Genomic DNA, 18197 nt, shown 5'->3' with positions numbered 1-18197 from the left:
TTTTTGTGCGGTGGTAGTGAGAGGGCGGGGCGCGGAATTTTTGAAAATTCCGGCCGGAAAATTCGAATTTTCCGAGGACCCGTTGCGCAGCCCCGGACGGGTCGGATTGCCCCTGTGCTGCGCTTTATAGCGGGCCTGTGGTGAGCGGGCGACGCTTGGCTGTCTTAGGGGCCTGTGGGGCCTTGGCAGGGCCCCAAACGCAAAACGCCGCGCAGGGTATGCGCGGCGTTTCGTGTTGGTAGGACGTGTAAGACTTAGTTGTCTTCGTCTGCCGCTGGTGCTTCGTCGTCGGAGGCGACTGCGTCGGCCAGATCGTCGTCTTCGGAAGCGGCGGAACCGATGTCGTCGAACAGTTCGGAAATCTCGAATTCGGCGGCGGCTTCTTCTTCCGCTGCGAGTTCTTGAATGGATTTACCGGCTGCCTGCAGTTCTGCTTCTTCAGCAGAGCGGGCAACGTTCAGCTCAATTGTGGCTTCAACTTCAGGGTGCAGAACGACCAATACGTCGTGCACGCCGAGGTTTTTGATGGGCGCGGTCAGGACAACCTGTTTGCGGTCCACGGTGAAGCCTTCGGCTGTTGCGGCCTCGGCGGCGTCACGGGTTGTGACAGAGCCGTAGAGCGCGCCTGCGTCCGATGCAGAGCGAATCACAACGAACTGCTGACCGTTCAGTTTGGCCGACATTGCTTCGGCTTCTGCTTTGGTCTCGAGGTTCTGGGCTTCCAGCTGTGCTTTCTGGCCTTCGAACGCTTCGATGTTCGCTTTGGATGCGGTGAGTGCTTTTTTCTGGGGCAACAGGAAGTTGCGCGCATAGCCCGGTTTGACGTCTACGACATCGCCCATCTGGCCCAGTTTCGGCACACGTTGGAGAAGGATAACTTGCATGTATTCTACTCCTTATTTCACAGCGTAGGGCAGCAGGGCGAGGAAGCGGGCGCGTTTGATGGCACGGGCCAGTTCACGCTGCTTTTTCGCAGAGACTGCGGTGATACGGGAAGGCACGATTTTGCCACGCTCGGAGATGTAGCGTTGTAGCAGGCGCGTGTCTTTATAGTCGATCGCTGGCGCGTTGTCGCCCGAGAAGGGGCAGACTTTGCGGCGGCGGAAAAATGGTTTTGATGCCATGGTTTAGGTCCTCTTTCTCAAGCCAAAATCAGCGACGTTCACGGCGCTCGGGGCGCTCGTCACGTTTTTGCATCTGAACCGATGGCAGCTCTTTGTGCGCATCGACTTTGATGGTCAGAACGCGCATTACGTCGTCGTGCAGGCGCATCAGACGTTCCATCTCCTGCACGGCAGGTGCCGGTGCATCGGAGCGCAGAAAGGCGTAGTGGCCTTTGCGGTTCTTGTTGATTTTGTAGGCCATCGTTTTGACGCCCCAATACTCGTGATCCACGAGGGCCCCGCCGTTGTCGGACAGGACTGTGCCGAAATGCTCGATCAGGCCTTCGGCTTGCGTGTTGGACAAATCCTGACGCGCAATCATTACATGCTCATATAGCGGCATGAGTGCTCCACTTATGTCAAAGCGCATTTCATAGGCAGGGCAGTGATCCTTTGCGGCCCTACCACGAGAGTCTGCGCGGTTAAATCGTTTTGCAAAGGTAGCGTGCGTATACACCCTATGCGGATGCGTGCAAGCCTTGATGCAGGGGGCGGGGGCCAATCGGGCAGGCGGCGTGTGATCGCCGTGCCATTGCCCAGCGGGGGCCGCGATTTGGTCCAATTTTCCAATCATTTTCGACGAAACCGCACAGAGAGGACCATCCGATGATACTGACAGCAGATTACGCCTTCAGAAACGCGCCGTCGATCGGTGTCCCCTATAAGCTGGACGGGACGCGCACGCTGTTGCGGATGCTGGCGCGGGGTGGTGCCGTGACGGCGGCTTTTGTCGGTGTGATGATCTGGTTGATCCCCGGAGGGTCAATGGAAAGCGATGTGATGCTGTTCAAGATGGGCGTCACGATCGGGACAGTGTACGCCGCGCTGGCCTTTTGGCAGGCCAGCCTGCCGCCTTCGCCGCCCTCGGTCGAGATTGATACCGCAAAGGGAGAGCTGCGTCTGGTGCGGTCCGAGGGAAATAACCAGCGCCGCGTGATCGAGCGCTGCGCGTTTGAGGATCTGCAAACAGCAGAAATAAGCGGGCGCCATATCGCGTTCTGGGCAGCCGAGGGGCGTCTGCTGGCGGAAATCACGCTGAGCAATGCGACAGCCCACGCAACCTTGTTGGCTGTGCTGCGTCAGGCGGGCAAGCTCGATTAACGGGCGTTATCTGCGCCGATCACGCATTGTTCATCCGCGCACCATCATTGTTTGCCCCTGCGGCATTGAGGTTTTGCCGCGCCGCATCAAGTATACGTACATCACATATATGGAGTATACCTGATGAAATCTTTTGTTCTTGCCGCGCTGTTGTCTGCCACGGCCTCTATGGCGGTTGCCGCTGACAAATACACGCTGGATGCCAGCCATTCGCAGGTTGTGTTCAACTACAACCACCTTGGTTTTTCCACGACCTACGGGATGTTCTCGGGGTTTGAGGGCGAGATCATGTTTGACGAAGAAAACCCCGCCAACTCAAGCGTGAACGTGTCGATGCCCACCAAATCCATGTTCACAGGCTGGGAGCAGCGCGATGGGCACTTCATGTCCGACGACTTCTTTGGCGCAGCGGACGAAGACATGATTACCTTCACCTCTACCGCGATTGAGGTAACGGGCGAGGGCACAGCCTTGATCACTGGCGATCTGACCATGAACGACGTGACCAAATCTGTCGTGCTGGATGCCAAGCTGAACAAAGCGGGCGAGCACCCGATGGCCGGCAAAGCTTGGGCCGGTTTCGACGCGACCACCACGCTGACGCGCACGGACTTCAACCTTGGCAAATTCGCACCGTTTGTCGGTGACGAAGTCGGCGTTGCAATCTCGATCGAGGCGCAAAAGGCCGAGTAAGCCTTTAATACTGGTAAGATGAAGGGCCGCGCAGAGGACATCTGCGCGGCCTTTTTGTGTTTAGCGTGTCGCTGTGAGAGAGATGGCGACGCCCACGTCGAAAGCCAGGGTGCTTTCATCCGGCATATTCGCCCCCACACCAAAGTCGAGACGCTGTAGTGTCAGGTTGCTTTGCACGGTTGCCACATCGCCGTTCAGCGACAGGCGGAAGGGCATGGTGACAGGAACCGTCTGGTCGCGCACTTGCAGTGTACCAATTGCTTCATGCCCGTCGATGCCTGTGATCAGATCCGCTTTGAAAACGGCTGTCTCATAGGTGCGTGCGTCAAAGAAATCAGGGGCAAGCGCCTGATCGGTCATTGATCCAAGGGTGAGCGAGCCTACGGCAATCACCACCTCGACAGAGCCGGCAGGCCCGTTGGTGATTGCGGGGTCAAAGGTGATGTCGGCGGTCCAATCGGCAAAGCTGCCTGTGACATCGCCGCCGAACTGGTTGGCGGTGATGCTGATCGTGCCTTCCTGAACCTGCCAATCCGAGGCCACATCCGCAAGCTCGGCTGTCTCGATCACCGTGCCGTGCGAGGCATAGAGCCCGAATGCGCCAGCGCCCGCCAGCACAACGCCCCAGACCGCAACAGCCGCGACCAAGGGCCCGCGTATGTGGGGCTGGGCGGGCGGTACGGCGATGTCGGGTGTGTGCCGCAGCATCCGTTGCAGTGTGGCGTCACGGTCGACGAACTGGTGTTTAAGCGCGCCGAGGACGTGCAGCAGGATCGTGGCGGCCATTACCTTACCGAAAACCCAGTGCAGCCCGTATGTAATGCCCTCTAGCGCTTCGGATTTTGGCACCAGCGGCAGGTTTTGGCCGAAGGGCCACCAGATCGGCGCGAATCCGATGGTGGTCGCGTGATGCACCCAGCCCGACAGCGGCGCCAGTACAAGCGAGCCATAAAGCAGCCAATGCGCGGTCTCGGCCAAAAACGTTTCGGTTTTGCGGTCAGGGTGCAGGGGGGCGGGTTTGGGCTGCGAGAGCGCCCAGACGATGCGCAGCAAGGCGACAAAGAAAACCGCGACCCCAAGTGTTTTATGAAGCGAGAACATGAACCCTTTGAGGTCCAGCTGTGCGGACGTCTCATAGGGGAGCCGGTTTGCGATGACGGCCACCGGGATCAGGGTGATCACCAATAGGGCCGTGATCCAATGCAGCGTGCGGGTGACGCTGCCGTATGTGGTGGGGGTATTGCTCAGCGCCATGTCGTTCTCCGTGGTGTGTGTCGGGTTTATGTATCGCACCTGACGGTAGAGGCAATCTGTGCCACCGCGCAATGGGTGTGCGCTCTTGTGAGGGGGGGCGTGCTTCGCTAAACCCGACTGAACATTAAAAGGAGGCATCGGCCATGAGCACAGCATTTGTATTTCCCGGGCAGGGGGCGCAGACCATCGGCATGGGGCGCGATCTGGCGCAGGCTTATCCCGCGGCCAAGGCCGTCTTTGACGAGGTTGACGAGGCATTGGGCGAAAGCCTGAGCGCGCTGATCTGGGAGGGGGATATTGAAACGCTGACCCTGACGGAGAATGCGCAGCCTGCGTTGATGGCGACCTCGATCGCGGCGATGCGGGCGCTTGAGGCTGAAGGCGTCGAGGTTTCGCGTGCGTCTTTTGTCGCGGGGCACAGCCTTGGCGAATATTCGGCGCTTTGTGCGGCGGGGGTGTTTTCGCTGGCGGATACGGCGCGTTTGCTGCGCACGCGGGGGCGGGCGATGCAGTCGGCGGTGCCTGTGGGGCAGGGCGCAATGGCGGCGATTCTGGGGCTGTCTGCCGATCAGGTGACGCAAGTGGCCGAGGAAGCCGCGGGCGACGGTGTGTGCCAGTTGGCCAATGAGAACGACCCCACGCAGAACGTGATTTCAGGCGATGCCGAGGCCGTGGCGCGGGCCATTGATCTGGCCAAAGCGGCAGGGGCCAAGCGCGCCTTGCCTTTGCCTGTGTCGGCGCCGTTCCACTGTGCGTTGATGCAACCTGCGGCGGATGAGATGGCAAAAGCGCTGGCCGAGGTCACGTTGAACGCGCCTGCCGTGCCATTGGTCGCCAATGTGCTGGCCGAGAGTGTAAGCACAGCCGACCCCATTGCCGATCTGTTGGTGCAGCAGGTGACGGGCCGCGTGCGCTGGCGCACTTCGGTGGAGTGGATGGTGGCGAATGGCGTGACCGACTTCTGGGAGATAGGCGCAGGAAAAGCGCTGTCCGGGATGATCCGCCGTATTCACAAAGAAGCCACCCTGCGCAATGTGGGCTTGGCGGCAGATGTGCAAGCCGCTGCTGCGGGCTAAAGAGATAAAAGGACAAGATATATGTTTGATATGACAGGAAAGAACGCGCTGGTCACAGGCGCATCAGGGGGCATCGGTGCCGACATCGCCCGCGCTTTGCACGCGCAGGGGGCCACTGTTGGCCTGTCCGGCACGCGGGTCGAGCCGTTGGAGGCGCTGGCCGCCGAGCTGGGTTCGCGCGCTCATGTGCTGCCCTGTAACCTCAGCGATATGGAAGCTGTCAAAGCTCTGCCCAAGCAGGCGGCCGAGGCCATGGGCTCGGTTGATATTCTGGTGAATAATGCGGGCATCACCCGCGACAATCTGTTTATGCGGATGTCCGATGATGAATGGCAGTCGGTTCTGGATGTGAACCTGACCGCGACCTTCCAGCTGTGCAAAGGTGTGATGCGCGGCATGATGAAGGCGCGGTGGGGCCGGATTGTAAATGTTTCGAGCATCGTGGGCGCCACGGGCAACCCCGGTCAGGCGAATTATGCCGCGTCCAAGGCGGGGCTGGTGGGCATGTCGAAAAGTCTGGCCTACGAGGTCGCAAGCCGTGGGATCACCGTGAACGCGATTGCGCCCGGGTTTATCGAGACGGCGATGACAGACAAGCTAAATGACGATCAAAAAGCCGGTATCATGACGCAGATTCCTGCGGGCCGCATGGGCACACCGGACGAGATTGCAGGCGCTGTTGTCTATCTGGCAAGTGCCGAAGCTGCCTATATCACAGGGGCGACCTTGCATGTGAACGGCGGCATGGCCATGTTGTAAAAGCGCTTGGGAAAGCGTTTGCGTCCCCCGCATCATATGCTAAAGGGGGCGCAGAGACGAAATACGGGGCGATGTTTTTGCCCTGTCCCTTGAGTATCAAGGAAAACGAGCCGCCCTGTGATAAGGGCACCTTCTGATCCGTTTCGGTTAAACCGATCCGGCAGAACCCCAAAAGGGGCCGCATGGCCCAATAGTGAGGACTAAAGTATGAGCGACGTCGCAGACCGCGTAAAGAAAATCGTTGTTGAACACCTTGGTGTGGAAGAAGACAAAGTAGTTGAGAACGCTTCGTTCATCGACGATCTGGGCGCAGACAGCCTCGACACTGTCGAGCTGGTTATGGCCTTTGAAGAAGAATTCGGCATCGAGATCCCTGATGATGCGGCCGAAAACATCCAGACCTTCGGCGATGCGGTGAAGTTCATCAAAGAAGCTTCCTAAGGAAGCCTCTGTCCGGGTTCGCTCGGCGTAAAAATACTCAAACGGCGCTTTGATCTGCGGATCGGCGCCGTTTTTGATTCCGGGGGTAATTAACGCTTGTCGTGCCAGCGGCGGTGCGGCAATTCTGGCGGTCTGACCTGTTTGTCATTGCCTGAAAGCGCCTAATGTCCCGCACCATTCCCACCATCAACACGCCACGCCTGACGCTGCGCGGTATGCGGACCGAAGATTTCACGCGTTTCGCGGATATTTGGGCCAAACCCGAGGTCGTGAGCCATATCGGCGGCAAACCTTGGCCCAAGGCGCGCAGTTGGGATGCGTTTTTGCGCAATGCCGGCCATTGGCAGATTGCGGGGTTCGGGCAGTGGGCGGTGCAGATCCACGGCCATCCCGATATGGCGGGCCAGACAGGTTTCTTCTTTGGCTCGCGTGACTTGGGCGATGATTTTGACCCTTTCCCCGAGGCGGGGTGGGTGTTGGACCCTGCGTTTCAGGGGCGCGGCTTTGGCACGGATGCTGTGAAGGCCGCACATGACTGGTTTGACCGCGTGGTGGCGGGGCGCACGGTGTGCATGGTTTCGCCTGAAAATGCAGGGTCGCTGAGGATTGCGCAGACGCTTGGCTATGAGCCGCTGCGCTATGCGCGGATCGAGGGCGAGGACGTGATGCTGATGACCCGCAAGGGGCCGCCGGTCTAACGCATCGCCTTTAGGATGCAGTGGCGTGCAGGGCGCACCCGCGCAGGGTGCAGGCGTGCGGGGCATTCATGCCGACCCCGCAGCCAGAGGCTTGAACAATGCCGTCTGTGCAAGGTATAGCGGCGCAAAGCAATTTATACTTAAAGGTCAAAGCATATGCGCAGAGTGGTCGTTACAGGTTTGGGTTTGGTCACACCGTTGGCAGACGGGGTCGAGGAAAGCTGGTCGCGCATTCTGGATGCGCAATCGGGTGCGGGCCCCATTACCACCTTTGATCCCGAGCGGGTGATCACGAAATATGCCTGCGAAGTACCGCGTGGCGATGGCAGCGACGGAACGTTCAACGCCGACGCCTATATGGCGCCCAAAGACCAGCGGAAGGTGGATACGTTCATCCTGTTCGGTCTGGCGGCGGCTCAGCAAGCCATCGAGGATTCAGGCTGGGCGCCTGAAGACCGCGAAAGCCTTGAGCGGACGGGTGTTCTGATCGGGTCTGGCATCGGGGGGCTGAATTCGATCGCGAATACGGCTGTGATGATGGCAGAAAAAGGCCCCAAGCGGGTAAGCCCGTTCTTTGTGCCTGGTGCGTTGATCAACCTGATCGGCGGGCAGGTTTCCATCAAATACGGGTTCAAAGGGCCGAACCACTCGGTTGTGACGGCCTGTTCCACAGGGGCGCATGCGATTGGCGACGCAAGCCGTCTGATCATGTTCGGCGATGCCGATGTGATGGTTGCAGGCGGGGCCGAAGCCGCGATCTGCGAGATCGGTATTGCGGGCTTTAACGCGTGCAAGGCGCTCAGCACCAAGGGCGAGGCCGACCCCAAGAAAGCCAGCCGCCCCTATGACACGGACCGTGATGGCTTTGTGATGGGTGAGGGCGCGGGCATTGTGGTTCTGGAAGAATACGAACACGCCAAAGCGCGCGGTGCCAAGATTTATGCCGAAGTCATCGGTTACGGCCTGTCGGGCGATGCCTATCACATTACCGCCCCGTCCGAGGACGGTGAGGGCGGGGAACGCTCTATGCGCGCAGCGCTGCGCAATGCGGGCAAAGAGCCGTCGGATATTGATTATATCAACGCGCACGGCACCTCGACCATGGCCGACACGATTGAGTTGGGCGCGGTTGAGCGGATGCTGGGCGATCATGCGGCGAATGTGACCATGTCCTCGACCAAGTCGGCCACGGGCCACTTGCTGGGGGCTGCGGGCGCGATCGAGGCGATTTTCTCGATCCTTGCGATCCGCGATCAGGTGGCACCGCCTACGATCAACCTTGATAACGTGGCTGTAGAGACCAAGATCGATCTGGCCCCGAACAAGGCTGTGAAGCGCAAGATCAACGTGGCGCTCAGCAACTCGTTCGGGTTTGGCGGAACAAACGCCAGCGTATTGTTCGGAAAGGTCGACTGAGATGTGGCGGCATGTTGCGGCGAACGCGATTACCTTTTTGATGGTGGGCATGTTCCTGCTGGGCGGCCTGATCATGTGGGGCAAGTCCGAGTATGACGCCCCCGGCCCATTGACCCAAGCGGTCTGTGTGCAGGTCAAAAGCGGCACCAACATGCGCAGTGTCAGCAAGAATCTGGCAAAGCAGGGGGCTGTAAGCTCGGCCTCGATTTTCCGCATTGGTGCGGATTACGAGGACAAGACCGGCAAGCTGAAAGCCGGTAGTTTCCTGATCGAGCCAGAGACCTCGATGAAGGGGATTGTGGATGCGATCACCAAGGGCGGGGCCAGCACTTGCGGCACCGAGATCGTCTACCGTGTGGGCATCAACCGCGTAAGCGTTCAGGTCCGTGAGTTGGACCCTGCCACGAACCGTTTCGAGGAGCGCGCGGAGTTTATCCAAGGTGTGGACGAGGTCCCTGCGGCCTATACCGAAATGCGCGATCAGGCGGATGTGCGGTTCCGTGTGGCCGTGGCCGAAGGTGTGACCAGCTGGCAGGTTGTGAATGCGATCTCCGGCATGGATATTTTGGAAGGCACCGTGCCTTCTACCCCTGCCGAAGGCTCGCTTGCGCCTGACAGCTATGAGGTGCGCAAAGGCGATGACCGCAACGCATTGCTTGCGCGGATGTCGTCGGCGCAAGAAACGCTGCTGGCCGCGGCATGGGAAGCACGCGATCCCGAATTGCCGATTGAAAGCCCTGAAGATCTGCTCATCCTTGCGTCGATTGTCGAAAAAGAGACCGCCGTTTCGGACGAGCGCCGTCAGGTGGCGAGTGTATTTGTGAACCGGATCAATCAGGGGATGCGTTTGCAAACCGACCCGACGGTGATCTACGGCATCACGCGGGGTGAAGGGGTGTTGGGCCGTGGTCTGCGCCGCAGTGAGCTGCGCGCCGAAACCGAGTACAACACCTATGTCATCCCCGGCCTGCCGCCCACGCCCATTGCCAACCCCGGCCGTGCAAGCCTGATGGCGGCGGCACAGCCCGACGAGACGCCCTATATTTTCTTTGTGGCGGATGGCACGGGCGGCCACGCGTTTGCCGTGACCCTGGACGAGCATAACCGCAATGTCGCTGCGTGGCGCCAGATCGAGGCGCAGCGCAAGGCAGAGGCCGAAGCCAACGACTGACCCTTTGCCGTTGCGCAACAAGCGCACGGTGGCGTCACGCGTTTTCCACTTACCAATATTATACCATTTCTCATGCTAGGAGATTTGGGGGGCGGCCCTGACACATAGTTGGGGCCGCTTTTTCATGTCTTTCGATTGGAGAAATCCAGGCGAAAGGACCGATAAACATGACTAGCCAACCGGTGCCACCGCTTGATGAGTTGGCGGAGGCTGAGGCGATGTTCGCCTCGGTTCACCGCTCGCTTGCCGAGCTTAGAGAAGCGTTAGAGCGCCTGAAAGAACAGGCAACTACCGGAGAGGAAATCGACGCAATTACAGCGTCAAAGACGGTGTCACAGCTGTCGGAGACAGTTGCGCGTTGTCAAAAAGCGGGGCTAATTTTGTATGACTGCCGAACCAAACAAGCTGGAATTGCGCAAGGGGGACATGCCCTTGACCTTGACCAAGCACGGGCTGATATCGGGTGCAAACTGGATCGGCTCCGCTGTTCCATCGGTTCAGGAGACGTTCCTGAATGAGCTGGATGAGGGAGAGCTTCGTGCTCTCCCTTATTTATTCGAGTTCTGGGCCATGCCGCACCAACTACCGCCACCGGGGGGATGGCGGGCGTGGGTGATTTTGGGCGGGCGCGGCGCGGGCAAGACGCGGGCGGGGGCCGAGTGGGTGCGAACGCGGGTTGAGGGGGCGAGGCCCATGGACCGTGGCCTCTGCACGCGCATCGCACTTGTGGGGGAGACGTTTGACCAAGTGCGCGAGGTGATGATCTTTGGCGAGAGCGGGATCCTTGCCTGCTCGCCCCCTGATCGCCGCCCCGTGTGGGAGGCCACGCGCAAGCGGCTGGTCTGGCCCAACGGCGCGGTCGCGACCGTTCATTCGGCGCATGACCCCGAAGGGTTGCGCGGGCCGCAGTTTGACGGCGCGTGGGTGGACGAGATCGCCAAGTGGAAGAAGTCTCAGGAAACGTGGGACATGTTGCAGTTTGCGCTGCGGTTGGGGGACCAGCCACAGGTTTGTGTGACGACAACGCCGCGCAATGTGGGGGTGTTGAAGGAGCTGCTCAAATCGCCCTCTACTGTTGTCACCCATGCCGCGACGCAGGCCAACCGCGCCAATCTGGCGGCTTCGTTTCTGGAGGAAGTGCAGGCGCGGTATCAGGGGACGCGATTGGGGCGGCAGGAGCTGGACGGCGTTTTGTTATCGGATGCGGAAGGCGCTTTGTGGACCAGCGCAATGATGGAGGCAGCGCGGGCGAAAGATGTGCCCGCGTTGGACCGCATTGTTGTAGCGGTGGACCCCGCAACGACATCGGGCGCATCGTCGGATGAATGCGGGATCGTGGTGGCGGGCGTGCAGTGTAGCGGGCCGCCGCAGGGCTGGCGCGCCTATGTGCTGGCCGATTGCACGGTCACGGGTATGGGGCCAAGTGGCTGGGCGAAAGCCGCCATCGCCGCGATGGAGCGTTATGGCGCTGACCGTTTGGTGGCCGAGGTGAACCAGGGCGGGCAGATGGTGCAGGAGGTCATTCGGCAGGTTGATCCGCTGGTCCCCTATAAGGGCGTACATGCCACCCGCGGCAAGGTTGCCCGCGCCGAGCCTGTGGCCGCTTTGTACGAACAGGGCCGCGTGCGCCATGTGGCGGGGCTGGACGGGTTGGAAGACCAGATGTGCCGCATGACGCGGCGCGGGTATGAGGGTGGTGGATCACCGGACCGCGTGGATGCGTTGGTCTGGGCCTTGCACGAGCTGATGATTGAGCCTGCTGCGAAGTGGCGACAACCGGGGGTGCGCTCGCTTTAGAGGCGCACAGATGGGGTGTGGGGAAGGGGGGAGCTTTGGCTCTCCCCTGTTTTGTTGGGGGGGCAGTCACGTTCCCGCGTCTTCCCGTCAGGTGCACGTTCCGCGCAACGCACGGTCTGGTGGCCACGCTTTAAATATTTAGTGGCAATTTGTTTTCACAGGCGGCCAAGACGACGGCCCGCCAGCGGATCAGGGCATAGGAGATGCGAAGTGTTTGATTTTCTGAAGCGTGGGGCAGGCGGAGTGGCCGAGGTGAAGGCGTCCGCGACGGGGCGTGTTGTGGGGGTACAAACCTCTGGTCGTGTGGCGTGGAGCCCGCGTGACACTGTGTCCCTGACGCGCACAGGGTTTGCGGGCAATCCTGTCGGGTTCCGATCCGTCAAACTGATTGCCGAAGCAGCCGCGGCGTTGCCTTTGGTGTGCCAGGACACGGTGCAGCGGTTCGAGAGCCACCCGGTGCTGGGTCTTATGTCGCGCCCGAACGCGGCGCAGGGGCGGGCGGAGCTGTTGGAGGCGCTTTATGCGCAGCTGCTGCTGTCGGGCGATGGCTATGTCGAGGCCGTGGGCGGTGAGGGCGGTGTGCCGCTGGAACTGCATGTCCTGCGCTCGGACCGTATGAGTGTGGTGCCTGGGGATGACGGGTGGCCCGTGGCCTATGAATACGCGGTGAGCGGGCGCAAGCATCGGTTTGACGCCAGCACCAGTCAGCCGATCTGCCATGTTCGCAATTTCCACCCGCAGGACGATCATTACGGCTTTAGCCCCATGCAGGCGGCGGCGACGGCGCTGGATGTGCATAACTCGGCCTCACGCTGGAGCAAGGCGCTTCTGGACAATGCGGCACGTCCCTCGGGCGCGATTATCTACAAAGGCGCCGAAGGTCAGGGCAGCATGAGCAATGACCAATACGACCGTCTGGTGAGCGAGATGGAGAGCCATCATCAGGGTGCGCGCAATGCGGGCCGTCCGATGTTGTTGGAGGGTGGTTTGGACTGGAAACCGATGGGCTTCTCGCCCTCGGATATGGAGTTCCAGAAGACCAAGGAAGCGGCGGCGCGCGAGATTGCGCTGGCCTTCGGGGTGCCGCCGATGCTGATCGGGATCGCGGGGGATGCGACCTATGCCAACTACCAAGAGGCGCACCGTGCGTTCTATCGCCTGACGGTTTTGCCCTTGGCGACGCGGGTGACGGCAGTTCTGGCGCATTGGCTGTCGGGGTTCGCGGGCGAGGAGGTCGAGCTGAAGCCCGATCTGGATCAGGTGCCCGCGCTGAGTGCAGAGCGCGATGCGCAATGGGCGCGGGTGGCGGGGGCCGATTTCCTGACCGAGGCCGAAAAGCGCAGCCTGCTGGGCCTGCCTGCGGTGGCGGCAGATGAATGACATGCCCGTTGAGCGTTTCCAGTGTGCGCCCGGCATGCGGCTGCAAGCGCATGAACGGGTAAGCGAAATTCACTTTGACAATCTGGCCAAGCGGTTGGACCGGATCGAAGTGATGATGGAGCGGCTGGAGAAACGTCTTTGGCTGACAGTCTACGGCGTGGTGGCCGTGATCCTGGCACAAGCGGTGCAGTCGTTTCTGGTTGTGGCGCCTGTCGGGTAAAAGAGAAGGGATATCAGATGGATATGAGTGGAAGTGACTTCGCGCCAAGCGCGGAGAACGGGGGAGTTTTGCCCTGTCTTGAGCGCAAATTTATGCGCTTTGACGAGGTGGCAGAGGTCGAGGGCGGCGTCGAGATCAAAGGTTACGCCAGCTTTTTCGGCGATGCGGATCAAGGCGGTGACGTGGTGCAAAAGGGCGCTTATGCGGCCAGCCTGAAGGCGTTGGGCGCGGCCAAGCGCAGCGTCAAGATGCTGTGGCAGCACGATCCCGCGCAGCCCATCGGGGTGTGGGACGTGGTCCGCGAAGACGGCCGCGGCCTGTTTGTGAAGGGCCGCATTTTGCAGTCGGTCGAAAAGGGCCGCGAGGCGATTGCCCTGATCGAGGCGGGCGCGATTGACGGCCTCAGCATTGGTTACCGCACTGTCAAAGCGGCGAAGAATACCAAGGGCCAGCGGCTCTTGCAGGAACTGGAGCTTTGGGAGGTGTCGCTGGTGACCTTTCCGATGCTGCCCAGTGCGCGGGTGGGGGCGAAGGCGGATGGTTTCATCCGCGTCGGAGACGTCCTGCGTGAGATGGCGGAGGTGTTTGATACGGCAACAGCCCAAATCACCCCTGCGCAACAGCAACCATAAGGGGAACGCAACGATGAGCGATACCAAGAACGACGCTGCGGGTCTGTCCCCGGCGGAAAACGTGCGGCGGGCCGTGACCGGCTTTGTCACACAATTCAAGGGCTTTCAGGCCGAAATTGAGACCAAACTTCAACAAACAGAAGAGCGAATGACTATGCTGGATCGTAAGACACTGACTGCTGCGCGTACTCCTTTGGCGGGCGCCACAGATGCGGGTGCGCCGCACCAAAAAGCTTTTAACGCCTATGTGCGTTCGGGCGATGACGACGGCCTGCGCGGCCTTGAGCTGGAGGGCAAGGCGATGTCCACAGCTGTGAATTCGGACGGCGGGTATCTGGTGGACCCACAAACAAGCGATATCGTGAAATCCGTGCTGAACACTACTGCCTCGATCCGTGCGATTGCGAGCGTCGTCAACGTCGAGGCCACGTCCTATGACGTGCTGGTGGATCATTCGGACGTAGGCGCGGGCTGGGCCACCGAAGCGGGTGGCGTTGCGGAAAGCGACACGCCGCAGATCGACCGCATCACCGTGCAGCTGCACGAGCTGAGCGCGCTGCCTAAAGCTTCACAACGTCTTTTGGATGATGCGGCGTTCGACATCGAAGGCTGGCTGGCAGGCCGCATCGCGGACAAATTCGCCCGCGCCGAAGCCTCGGCTTTTATCAACGGGGACGGTGTCGACAAGCCCAAGGGCATTCTGGACCATGCGACCGTCGACAATGACGTCTGGGCCTGGGGCAATCTGGGCTATGTGCCGACGGGTGCGGCGGGTGACGTCACGGCGGATGCCATTGTTGATGTCGTTTATGCGCTGGGTGCGCAGTACCGTGCCAATGCGTCTTTTGTGATGAACTCCAAGACGGCGGGCCTTGTGCGCAAGCTCAAGGACATGGACGGGCGTTTCTTGTGGTCGGACGGTCTGGCCGCGGGTGAGCCTGCGCGTCTGATGGGCTATCCTGTGCTGATCGCCGAGGACATGCCCGATGCGGGCACGGATGCGATGGCCATGGCCTTTGGTGACTTCAACGCAGGCTACACCATCGCCGAGCGCCCCGATCTGCGCATCCTGCGCGACCCCTTCAGCGCCAAGCCGCATGTCCTGTTCTATGCGACCAAGCGCGTGGGCGGTGACGTCAGCGACTTTGCAGCCATCAAGCTGTTGAAATTCGGCACCTCCTAAACAGGGGATGTCGAAGCCGGAGCGGGCGCTGCCTGCTTCGGTCCGGACGTGCACCTGAATATGTCTGCGCGTTGTCTAGCTGCTCCCCTCCGACCGAGCAATGCGCGGATGGGGTGTGCGTCCGGGAGGGGAGTGCGCCGCCCTTGTGGGGTGGCGGGAATTCAAGACAGTCAAGAGAGGCTTTGGGATGTTGATCGAAGAAACGAATATACCGGATGCGGCCCTGCCGGTGGCGGATTTCAAAGCGCATTTGCGCCTTGGCACAGGATTTGCCGAGGACACGCTGCAAGACGCCGTATTGGCCAGCTTTTTGCGCGCTGCGATGGCCGCAATCGAAGCGCGCACGGGCAAGGCGTTGATCGAGCGGGAGTTCGCTTTGTCGGTCTCATCGCTGCGCGACGCGACGGTTTTGCTGCTGGGGGTCGCGCCTGTCACGGTGGTGGCGGATGTCACGCTGGTATCGCGGGCCGGTACAGAGCAAGAAGTGAGTGGGACGGCCTATTGGTTGGAGCGTGATGCTCATGCGCCGCGTCTGCGCCCCACCGCGGCCTGTCTGCCCGGTCCCGAAAAGGGCGGTGTGCTGCGCGTTCGGTTCCTTGCGGGATATGGCCCTGAGTGGGACGATCTGCCCAGTGATATGCGTCAGGCAGTGATGCTGCTGGCTTCGCATTATTACGAGTACCGCCATGATACGGCGCTGGCGGGCGGCTGTATGCCCTTTGGTGTCACCTCTTTGATCGAACGGTTCCGCATGATCCGCCTGGGCAGCATCGGAGCGCAGGCATGAGCGTCCCGCGTCTGAACCGCCAACTTGTGCTGGAAGCGCCTGATGTGCTGCGGGACGGGGCGGGCGGCTATGTCAAAGGCTGGGTGCCTTTGGGAGTGCTGTGGGCCGATGTCAGGCCGCGCAGTGGCCGCGAGACTGCGCAAGGCGGCGCTCCTGTCAGCCGGATGGCTTATAAAATCACCGTGCGCGGCGCGCCGGTGGGCAGTGCGCAACGCCCTGCCGCGCAACAGCGTTTCCGTGAAGGTGACCGTATTTTCAACATCGAGGCAGTGGCCGAGGCAGACCCTGACGGTTGCTATCTCACCTGCCTTGCCCAGCAGGAGCAGGTGGTATGACCTATGCAGTTTCAGGCGCGTTGCAGGCGGCTGTTTTCACGGCGCTGAGCGATGACACAGCGCTTACCGCGCTGGTCGGGGGCGCGATCTATGATGCCGTGCCTGCGGGGGGCTTGCCCGACCTTTATGTTCGGTTGGGGTCAGAGAGCGTGCGCGATGCCTCTGACGGCAGCGGTGCGGGTGCTGTGCATGCGCTGACCGTGTCCGTGATTACCACCAACCCCGGTTTTGCCAGTGCCAAGGCGGTCGCCGTTGCGGTCAGCGACGCGCTGCACGATGCCGATCTGCCCCTGAGCCGCGGCAGCCTGATCTCGCTGCGGTTCGAGCGGGCGGTGGCCAAACGCATCGACAGCGCCAGTGCACGCCAGATTGATCTGCAATTCCGTGCGCGGGTGCAGGACGACTAGCGCCTGCTTGGGCGTGATGAATTCTCAACGGTCCCTTTGGGCCACACTACAGGAGTACGACAAATGGCTGTTCAAGCAGGCAAGGATCTTTTGATCAAAGTAGACATGAGCACCGATGGCAATTTCGAGACCATCGCCGGATTACGTGCCACGCGCATCAGTTTCAACGCCGAAGCGGTGGATGTGACTGCACTCGATAGCGAAGGCGGCTGGCGTGAGTTGCTGGCGGGGGCGGGCGTCCGCTCGGCCGCGATCAGCGGGTCGGGGGTGTTCCGCGATGCGGCCACGGACGAGCGGGCGCGCCAGTTGCTGTTTGACGGTCTCACGCCCGATTTTCAGGTGGTCATCCCCGAGTTCGGCATCGTCGAGGGCGCGTTTCAGGTGACCTCGCTGGAATACGCGGGCCAGCTGAATGGCGAGGCGACATACGAGCTGTCGCTGGCTTCGGCGGGTGAGTTGCAGTTCATCCCTTATGTCGATCCGGTTGAATAACCATGGAAAATCGGTGGAGGGGAGAGGTGGCATTGGTCGTGGACGATCAAACCCACAACATGCGGCTGACGCTGGGCGCATTGGCGGAGCTGGAGGAAGAGCTGGCCGAGCCATCGCTTATGGCGCTGGTGCAGCGGTTCGAGACGGGCGGGTTTTCCACCCATGACGTTTTGGCGCTGCTGTGTGCGGGGCTGCGTGGTGGCGGGGTGCAGATGGACCCTGACACACTGGCCGCAGCCCAGATCGAGGGCGGGCCGATGCGGGCCGCCCAAGCCGCAGCAGAGCTGCTGGCCCGCGCATTTGTGGTGCAATCGTGAGCAAGGGCTTCGACTGGCCCGCGTTGATGCGCGCGGGCCTTCACGGGCTGGGGCTGAAGCCCGACGAGTTCTGGGCGCTGACGCCTGTGGAATTGCAGCTGATGCTGGGCAGCGATGCCTCCAGGGCGCCGATGCTAAGCGACGGGTTGGCGGCGCTGATGGCGGCCTATCCCGACATAAAGAAGGATGATCAAGATGAGAGATGATGACAGTTTCGACGATCTGGGCAGTGACGCGCAATCGCTGAACCAGACGCTGGGCCAGACCAGCGTTCTGGTGTCGGGCTTTGACACAGAGCTGCGCCGCATGAGCACCGCGCTGGCGGCGACGGGCAAGGATGTCGCCACGCTGGAGCGCGGATTGAGCCGTGGCTTGCGCAAGGCCTTTGACGGTGTGGTGTTTGACGGGATGAAGCTGTCGGACGCGCTGAGCACTGTCGCGCAGTCGCTGTCCAACAGCGCCTATAACGCCGCGATCAAACCTGTGACGGATCACTTTGGCGGGCTGCTGACGCAGGGCGTGACGGGGCTGGTGCAGGGTATTTTGCCTTTTGCCAACGGTGCGCCCTTTAGTCAGGGCAAGGTGATGCCTTTTGCGCAGGGCGGCATTGTCTCGCAGGCGACGCATTTCGGGATGCGCGGCGGTATGGGCGTGATGGGCGAAGCGGGGCCAGAGGCGATTATGCCGCTGGCACGCGGCCCCGACGGCAAGCTGGGCGTGCGGGCAGGCGGTGGTGGCGGGGGCGGTGCGCCCACGGTGGTGATGAACATTACAACGCCCGATGTCGCGGGCTTCCAACGCTCACGCGGGCAGATCGCGGCGCAAATGGGCCGCGCGCTGAGCGCCGGTCAAAAGAACAGATAAGTAGGGGGCTA

The 18197-nt window shown here is 61.1% G+C and carries 24 protein-coding genes; 20 read left to right on the top strand and 4 right to left on the bottom strand.

What is annotated here, in order from left to right:
* Window positions 1-254: 254 nt before the first annotated feature.
* The 3 genes from rplI to rpsF are packed head-to-tail and all read right to left on the bottom strand — an operon-like array spanning window position 255 to window position 1506.
* Window positions 255-884, bottom strand: coding sequence for a 50S ribosomal protein L9 (gene rplI / locus ABMC88_RS14780; RefSeq protein WP_349577661.1), 630 nt, complete (start codon window positions 882-884; stop codon window positions 255-257).
* A gap of 12 nt (window positions 885-896) precedes the next feature.
* Window positions 897-1124 carry a 30S ribosomal protein S18 gene (gene rpsR / locus ABMC88_RS14775; protein ID WP_039018159.1) on the bottom strand — a complete coding sequence of 76 codons (228 nt, stop codon included), beginning with the start codon at window positions 1122-1124 and terminating at the stop codon, window positions 897-899.
* Between the two features lie 28 nt (window positions 1125-1152).
* Window positions 1153-1506 (bottom strand): 30S ribosomal protein S6, encoded by a 354-nt coding sequence (rpsF, locus tag ABMC88_RS14770; protein WP_349577660.1) that lies wholly within the window; start codon window positions 1504-1506, stop codon window positions 1153-1155.
* A 263-nt stretch (window positions 1507-1769) separates the two neighbouring features.
* Here rpsF and ABMC88_RS14765 point away from each other — a divergent pair, with 263 nt between their 5' ends.
* Both ABMC88_RS14765 and ABMC88_RS14760 read left to right on the top strand, forming a co-directional pair.
* Complete coding sequence (locus tag ABMC88_RS14765; RefSeq protein WP_349577659.1) at window positions 1770-2264, top strand: hypothetical protein; 495 nt, start codon at window positions 1770-1772, stop codon at window positions 2262-2264.
* Between the two features lie 123 nt (window positions 2265-2387).
* Window positions 2388-2957, top strand: a complete 570-nt coding sequence (locus tag ABMC88_RS14760) for a YceI family protein (protein WP_349577658.1) — start codon at window positions 2388-2390, stop codon at window positions 2955-2957.
* A 60-nt stretch (window positions 2958-3017) separates the two neighbouring features.
* On the opposite strand, the gene ABMC88_RS14755 is transcribed toward ABMC88_RS14760, so the two are convergent.
* Window positions 3018-4211 carry a cytochrome b/b6 domain-containing protein gene (locus ABMC88_RS14755; protein WP_349577657.1) on the bottom strand — a complete coding sequence of 398 codons (1194 nt, stop codon included), beginning with the start codon at window positions 4209-4211 and terminating at the stop codon, window positions 3018-3020.
* A gap of 143 nt (window positions 4212-4354) precedes the next feature.
* Here ABMC88_RS14755 and fabD point away from each other — a divergent pair, with 143 nt between their 5' ends.
* The 18 genes from fabD (at window position 4355) to ABMC88_RS14665 (ending at window position 18186) form a co-directional block, all read left to right on the top strand.
* Window positions 4355-5287, top strand: a complete 933-nt coding sequence (gene fabD, locus ABMC88_RS14750) for an ACP S-malonyltransferase (protein ID WP_349577656.1) — start codon at window positions 4355-4357, stop codon at window positions 5285-5287.
* Window positions 5288-5308: 21 nt separating this feature from the next.
* Window positions 5309-6046 (top strand): 3-oxoacyl-ACP reductase FabG, encoded by a 738-nt coding sequence (gene fabG / locus ABMC88_RS14745; RefSeq protein WP_349577655.1) that lies wholly within the window; start codon window positions 5309-5311, stop codon window positions 6044-6046.
* Between the two features lie 207 nt (window positions 6047-6253).
* On the top strand, window positions 6254-6487 hold the full coding sequence (locus ABMC88_RS14740; protein ID WP_005852881.1) for an acyl carrier protein: 234 nt from the start codon (window positions 6254-6256) through the stop codon (window positions 6485-6487).
* A gap of 164 nt (window positions 6488-6651) precedes the next feature.
* Complete coding sequence (locus ABMC88_RS14735; protein ID WP_349577654.1) at window positions 6652-7185, top strand: GNAT family N-acetyltransferase; 534 nt, start codon at window positions 6652-6654, stop codon at window positions 7183-7185.
* 156 nt (window positions 7186-7341) lie between these two features.
* Entirely contained in the window at window positions 7342-8601 is a 1260-nt protein-coding gene (gene fabF / locus ABMC88_RS14730) for a beta-ketoacyl-ACP synthase II (RefSeq protein ID WP_349577653.1), read from the top strand.
* A 1-nt stretch (window position 8602) separates the two neighbouring features.
* Complete coding sequence (mltG, locus tag ABMC88_RS14725; protein WP_349577652.1) at window positions 8603-9772, top strand: endolytic transglycosylase MltG; 1170 nt, start codon at window positions 8603-8605, stop codon at window positions 9770-9772.
* 426 nt (window positions 9773-10198) lie between these two features.
* Window positions 10199-11569, top strand: coding sequence for a DNA-packaging protein (locus ABMC88_RS14720; RefSeq protein ID WP_500812342.1), 1371 nt, complete (start codon window positions 10199-10201; stop codon window positions 11567-11569).
* 210 nt (window positions 11570-11779) lie between these two features.
* The gene (locus ABMC88_RS14715; protein ID WP_349577651.1) at window positions 11780-12949 is read left to right on the top strand and encodes a phage portal protein; all 1170 of its coding nucleotides are present in this window, start codon (window positions 11780-11782) and stop codon (window positions 12947-12949) included.
* Window positions 12942-13169 carry a GTA head formation protein, RCAP_rcc01685 family gene (locus tag ABMC88_RS14710; RefSeq protein WP_349577650.1) on the top strand — a complete coding sequence of 76 codons (228 nt, stop codon included), beginning with the start codon at window positions 12942-12944 and terminating at the stop codon, window positions 13167-13169. Before ABMC88_RS14715 ends, ABMC88_RS14710 begins: the two co-directional genes overlap by 8 nt.
* Before the next feature lie 17 nt (window positions 13170-13186).
* The gene (locus ABMC88_RS14705) at window positions 13187-13801 is read left to right on the top strand and encodes an HK97 family phage prohead protease (RefSeq protein WP_439655611.1); all 615 of its coding nucleotides are present in this window, start codon (window positions 13187-13189) and stop codon (window positions 13799-13801) included.
* A 13-nt stretch (window positions 13802-13814) separates the two neighbouring features.
* On the top strand, window positions 13815-14984 hold the full coding sequence (locus tag ABMC88_RS14700; RefSeq protein WP_349577649.1) for a phage major capsid protein: 1170 nt from the start codon (window positions 13815-13817) through the stop codon (window positions 14982-14984).
* Window positions 14985-15171: 187 nt separating this feature from the next.
* Window positions 15172-15771, top strand: coding sequence for a head-tail connector protein (locus ABMC88_RS14695; protein WP_349577648.1), 600 nt, complete (start codon window positions 15172-15174; stop codon window positions 15769-15771).
* Entirely contained in the window at window positions 15768-16106 is a 339-nt protein-coding gene (locus ABMC88_RS14690) for a phage head closure protein (RefSeq protein WP_349577647.1), read from the top strand. Before ABMC88_RS14695 ends, ABMC88_RS14690 begins: the two co-directional genes overlap by 4 nt.
* The gene (locus ABMC88_RS14685; protein ID WP_349577646.1) at window positions 16103-16513 is read left to right on the top strand and encodes a DUF3168 domain-containing protein; all 411 of its coding nucleotides are present in this window, start codon (window positions 16103-16105) and stop codon (window positions 16511-16513) included. Before ABMC88_RS14690 ends, ABMC88_RS14685 begins: the two co-directional genes overlap by 4 nt.
* Window positions 16514-16576: 63 nt before the next feature.
* Entirely contained in the window at window positions 16577-17005 is a 429-nt protein-coding gene (locus ABMC88_RS14680; RefSeq protein WP_349577644.1) for a phage major tail protein, TP901-1 family, read from the top strand.
* A 2-nt stretch (window positions 17006-17007) separates the two neighbouring features.
* The gene (locus ABMC88_RS14675; RefSeq protein ID WP_349577643.1) at window positions 17008-17322 is read left to right on the top strand and encodes a gene transfer agent family protein; all 315 of its coding nucleotides are present in this window, start codon (window positions 17008-17010) and stop codon (window positions 17320-17322) included.
* The gene (locus ABMC88_RS14670; protein ID WP_349577642.1) at window positions 17319-17528 is read left to right on the top strand and encodes a rcc01693 family protein; all 210 of its coding nucleotides are present in this window, start codon (window positions 17319-17321) and stop codon (window positions 17526-17528) included. Before ABMC88_RS14675 ends, ABMC88_RS14670 begins: the two co-directional genes overlap by 4 nt.
* Window positions 17518-18186: an RcGTA-type gene transfer agent tail tape measure protein gene (locus tag ABMC88_RS14665; protein WP_349577641.1), complete on the top strand. Its 669-nt coding sequence runs from the start codon at window positions 17518-17520 to the stop codon at window positions 18184-18186. The genes ABMC88_RS14670 and ABMC88_RS14665 overlap by 11 nt, the downstream gene beginning before the upstream one ends.
* Window positions 18187-18197 lie beyond the last annotated feature (11 nt).

The sequence above is a fragment of the Sulfitobacter aquimarinus genome (assembly GCF_040149565.1).
Taxonomy (GTDB): Bacteria; Pseudomonadota; Alphaproteobacteria; order Rhodobacterales; family Rhodobacteraceae; genus Sulfitobacter; species Sulfitobacter aquimarinus.
Note: the sequence above shows the minus strand (reverse complement) of the source record. Positions and strands in the feature narration are given on the sequence as shown.

Coding starts and splice junctions, on each gene's coding strand:
- ABMC88_RS14695 (WP_349577648.1), top strand. CDS start 15,172: ATGTTGATCGAAGAAACGAATATACCGGATGCGGCCCTGCCGGTGGCG.
- rplI (WP_349577661.1), bottom strand. CDS start 884: ATGCAAGTTATCCTTCTCCAACGTGTGCCGAAACTGGGCCAGATGGGC.
- ABMC88_RS14720 (WP_500812342.1), top strand. CDS start 10,199: ATGCCCTTGACCTTGACCAAGCACGGGCTGATATCGGGTGCAAACTGG.
- ABMC88_RS14705 (WP_439655611.1), top strand. CDS start 13,187: ATGGATATGAGTGGAAGTGACTTCGCGCCAAGCGCGGAGAACGGGGGA.
- ABMC88_RS14690 (WP_349577647.1), top strand. CDS start 15,768: ATGAGCGTCCCGCGTCTGAACCGCCAACTTGTGCTGGAAGCGCCTGAT.
- ABMC88_RS14680 (WP_349577644.1), top strand. CDS start 16,577: ATGGCTGTTCAAGCAGGCAAGGATCTTTTGATCAAAGTAGACATGAGC.
- ABMC88_RS14710 (WP_349577650.1), top strand. CDS start 12,942: ATGAATGACATGCCCGTTGAGCGTTTCCAGTGTGCGCCCGGCATGCGG.
- rpsR (WP_039018159.1), bottom strand. CDS start 1,124: ATGGCATCAAAACCATTTTTCCGCCGCCGCAAAGTCTGCCCCTTCTCG.
- fabG (WP_349577655.1), top strand. CDS start 5,309: ATGTTTGATATGACAGGAAAGAACGCGCTGGTCACAGGCGCATCAGGG.
- fabD (WP_349577656.1), top strand. CDS start 4,355: ATGAGCACAGCATTTGTATTTCCCGGGCAGGGGGCGCAGACCATCGGC.
- ABMC88_RS14685 (WP_349577646.1), top strand. CDS start 16,103: ATGACCTATGCAGTTTCAGGCGCGTTGCAGGCGGCTGTTTTCACGGCG.
- ABMC88_RS14700 (WP_349577649.1), top strand. CDS start 13,815: ATGAGCGATACCAAGAACGACGCTGCGGGTCTGTCCCCGGCGGAAAAC.
- ABMC88_RS14675 (WP_349577643.1), top strand. CDS start 17,008: ATGGAAAATCGGTGGAGGGGAGAGGTGGCATTGGTCGTGGACGATCAA.
- ABMC88_RS14740 (WP_005852881.1), top strand. CDS start 6,254: ATGAGCGACGTCGCAGACCGCGTAAAGAAAATCGTTGTTGAACACCTT.
- ABMC88_RS14760 (WP_349577658.1), top strand. CDS start 2,388: ATGAAATCTTTTGTTCTTGCCGCGCTGTTGTCTGCCACGGCCTCTATG.
- ABMC88_RS14765 (WP_349577659.1), top strand. CDS start 1,770: ATGATACTGACAGCAGATTACGCCTTCAGAAACGCGCCGTCGATCGGT.
- fabF (WP_349577653.1), top strand. CDS start 7,342: ATGCGCAGAGTGGTCGTTACAGGTTTGGGTTTGGTCACACCGTTGGCA.
- ABMC88_RS14755 (WP_349577657.1), bottom strand. CDS start 4,211: ATGGCGCTGAGCAATACCCCCACCACATACGGCAGCGTCACCCGCACG.
- rpsF (WP_349577660.1), bottom strand. CDS start 1,506: ATGCCGCTATATGAGCATGTAATGATTGCGCGTCAGGATTTGTCCAAC.
- ABMC88_RS14665 (WP_349577641.1), top strand. CDS start 17,518: ATGAGAGATGATGACAGTTTCGACGATCTGGGCAGTGACGCGCAATCG.
- ABMC88_RS14735 (WP_349577654.1), top strand. CDS start 6,652: ATGTCCCGCACCATTCCCACCATCAACACGCCACGCCTGACGCTGCGC.
- mltG (WP_349577652.1), top strand. CDS start 8,603: ATGTGGCGGCATGTTGCGGCGAACGCGATTACCTTTTTGATGGTGGGC.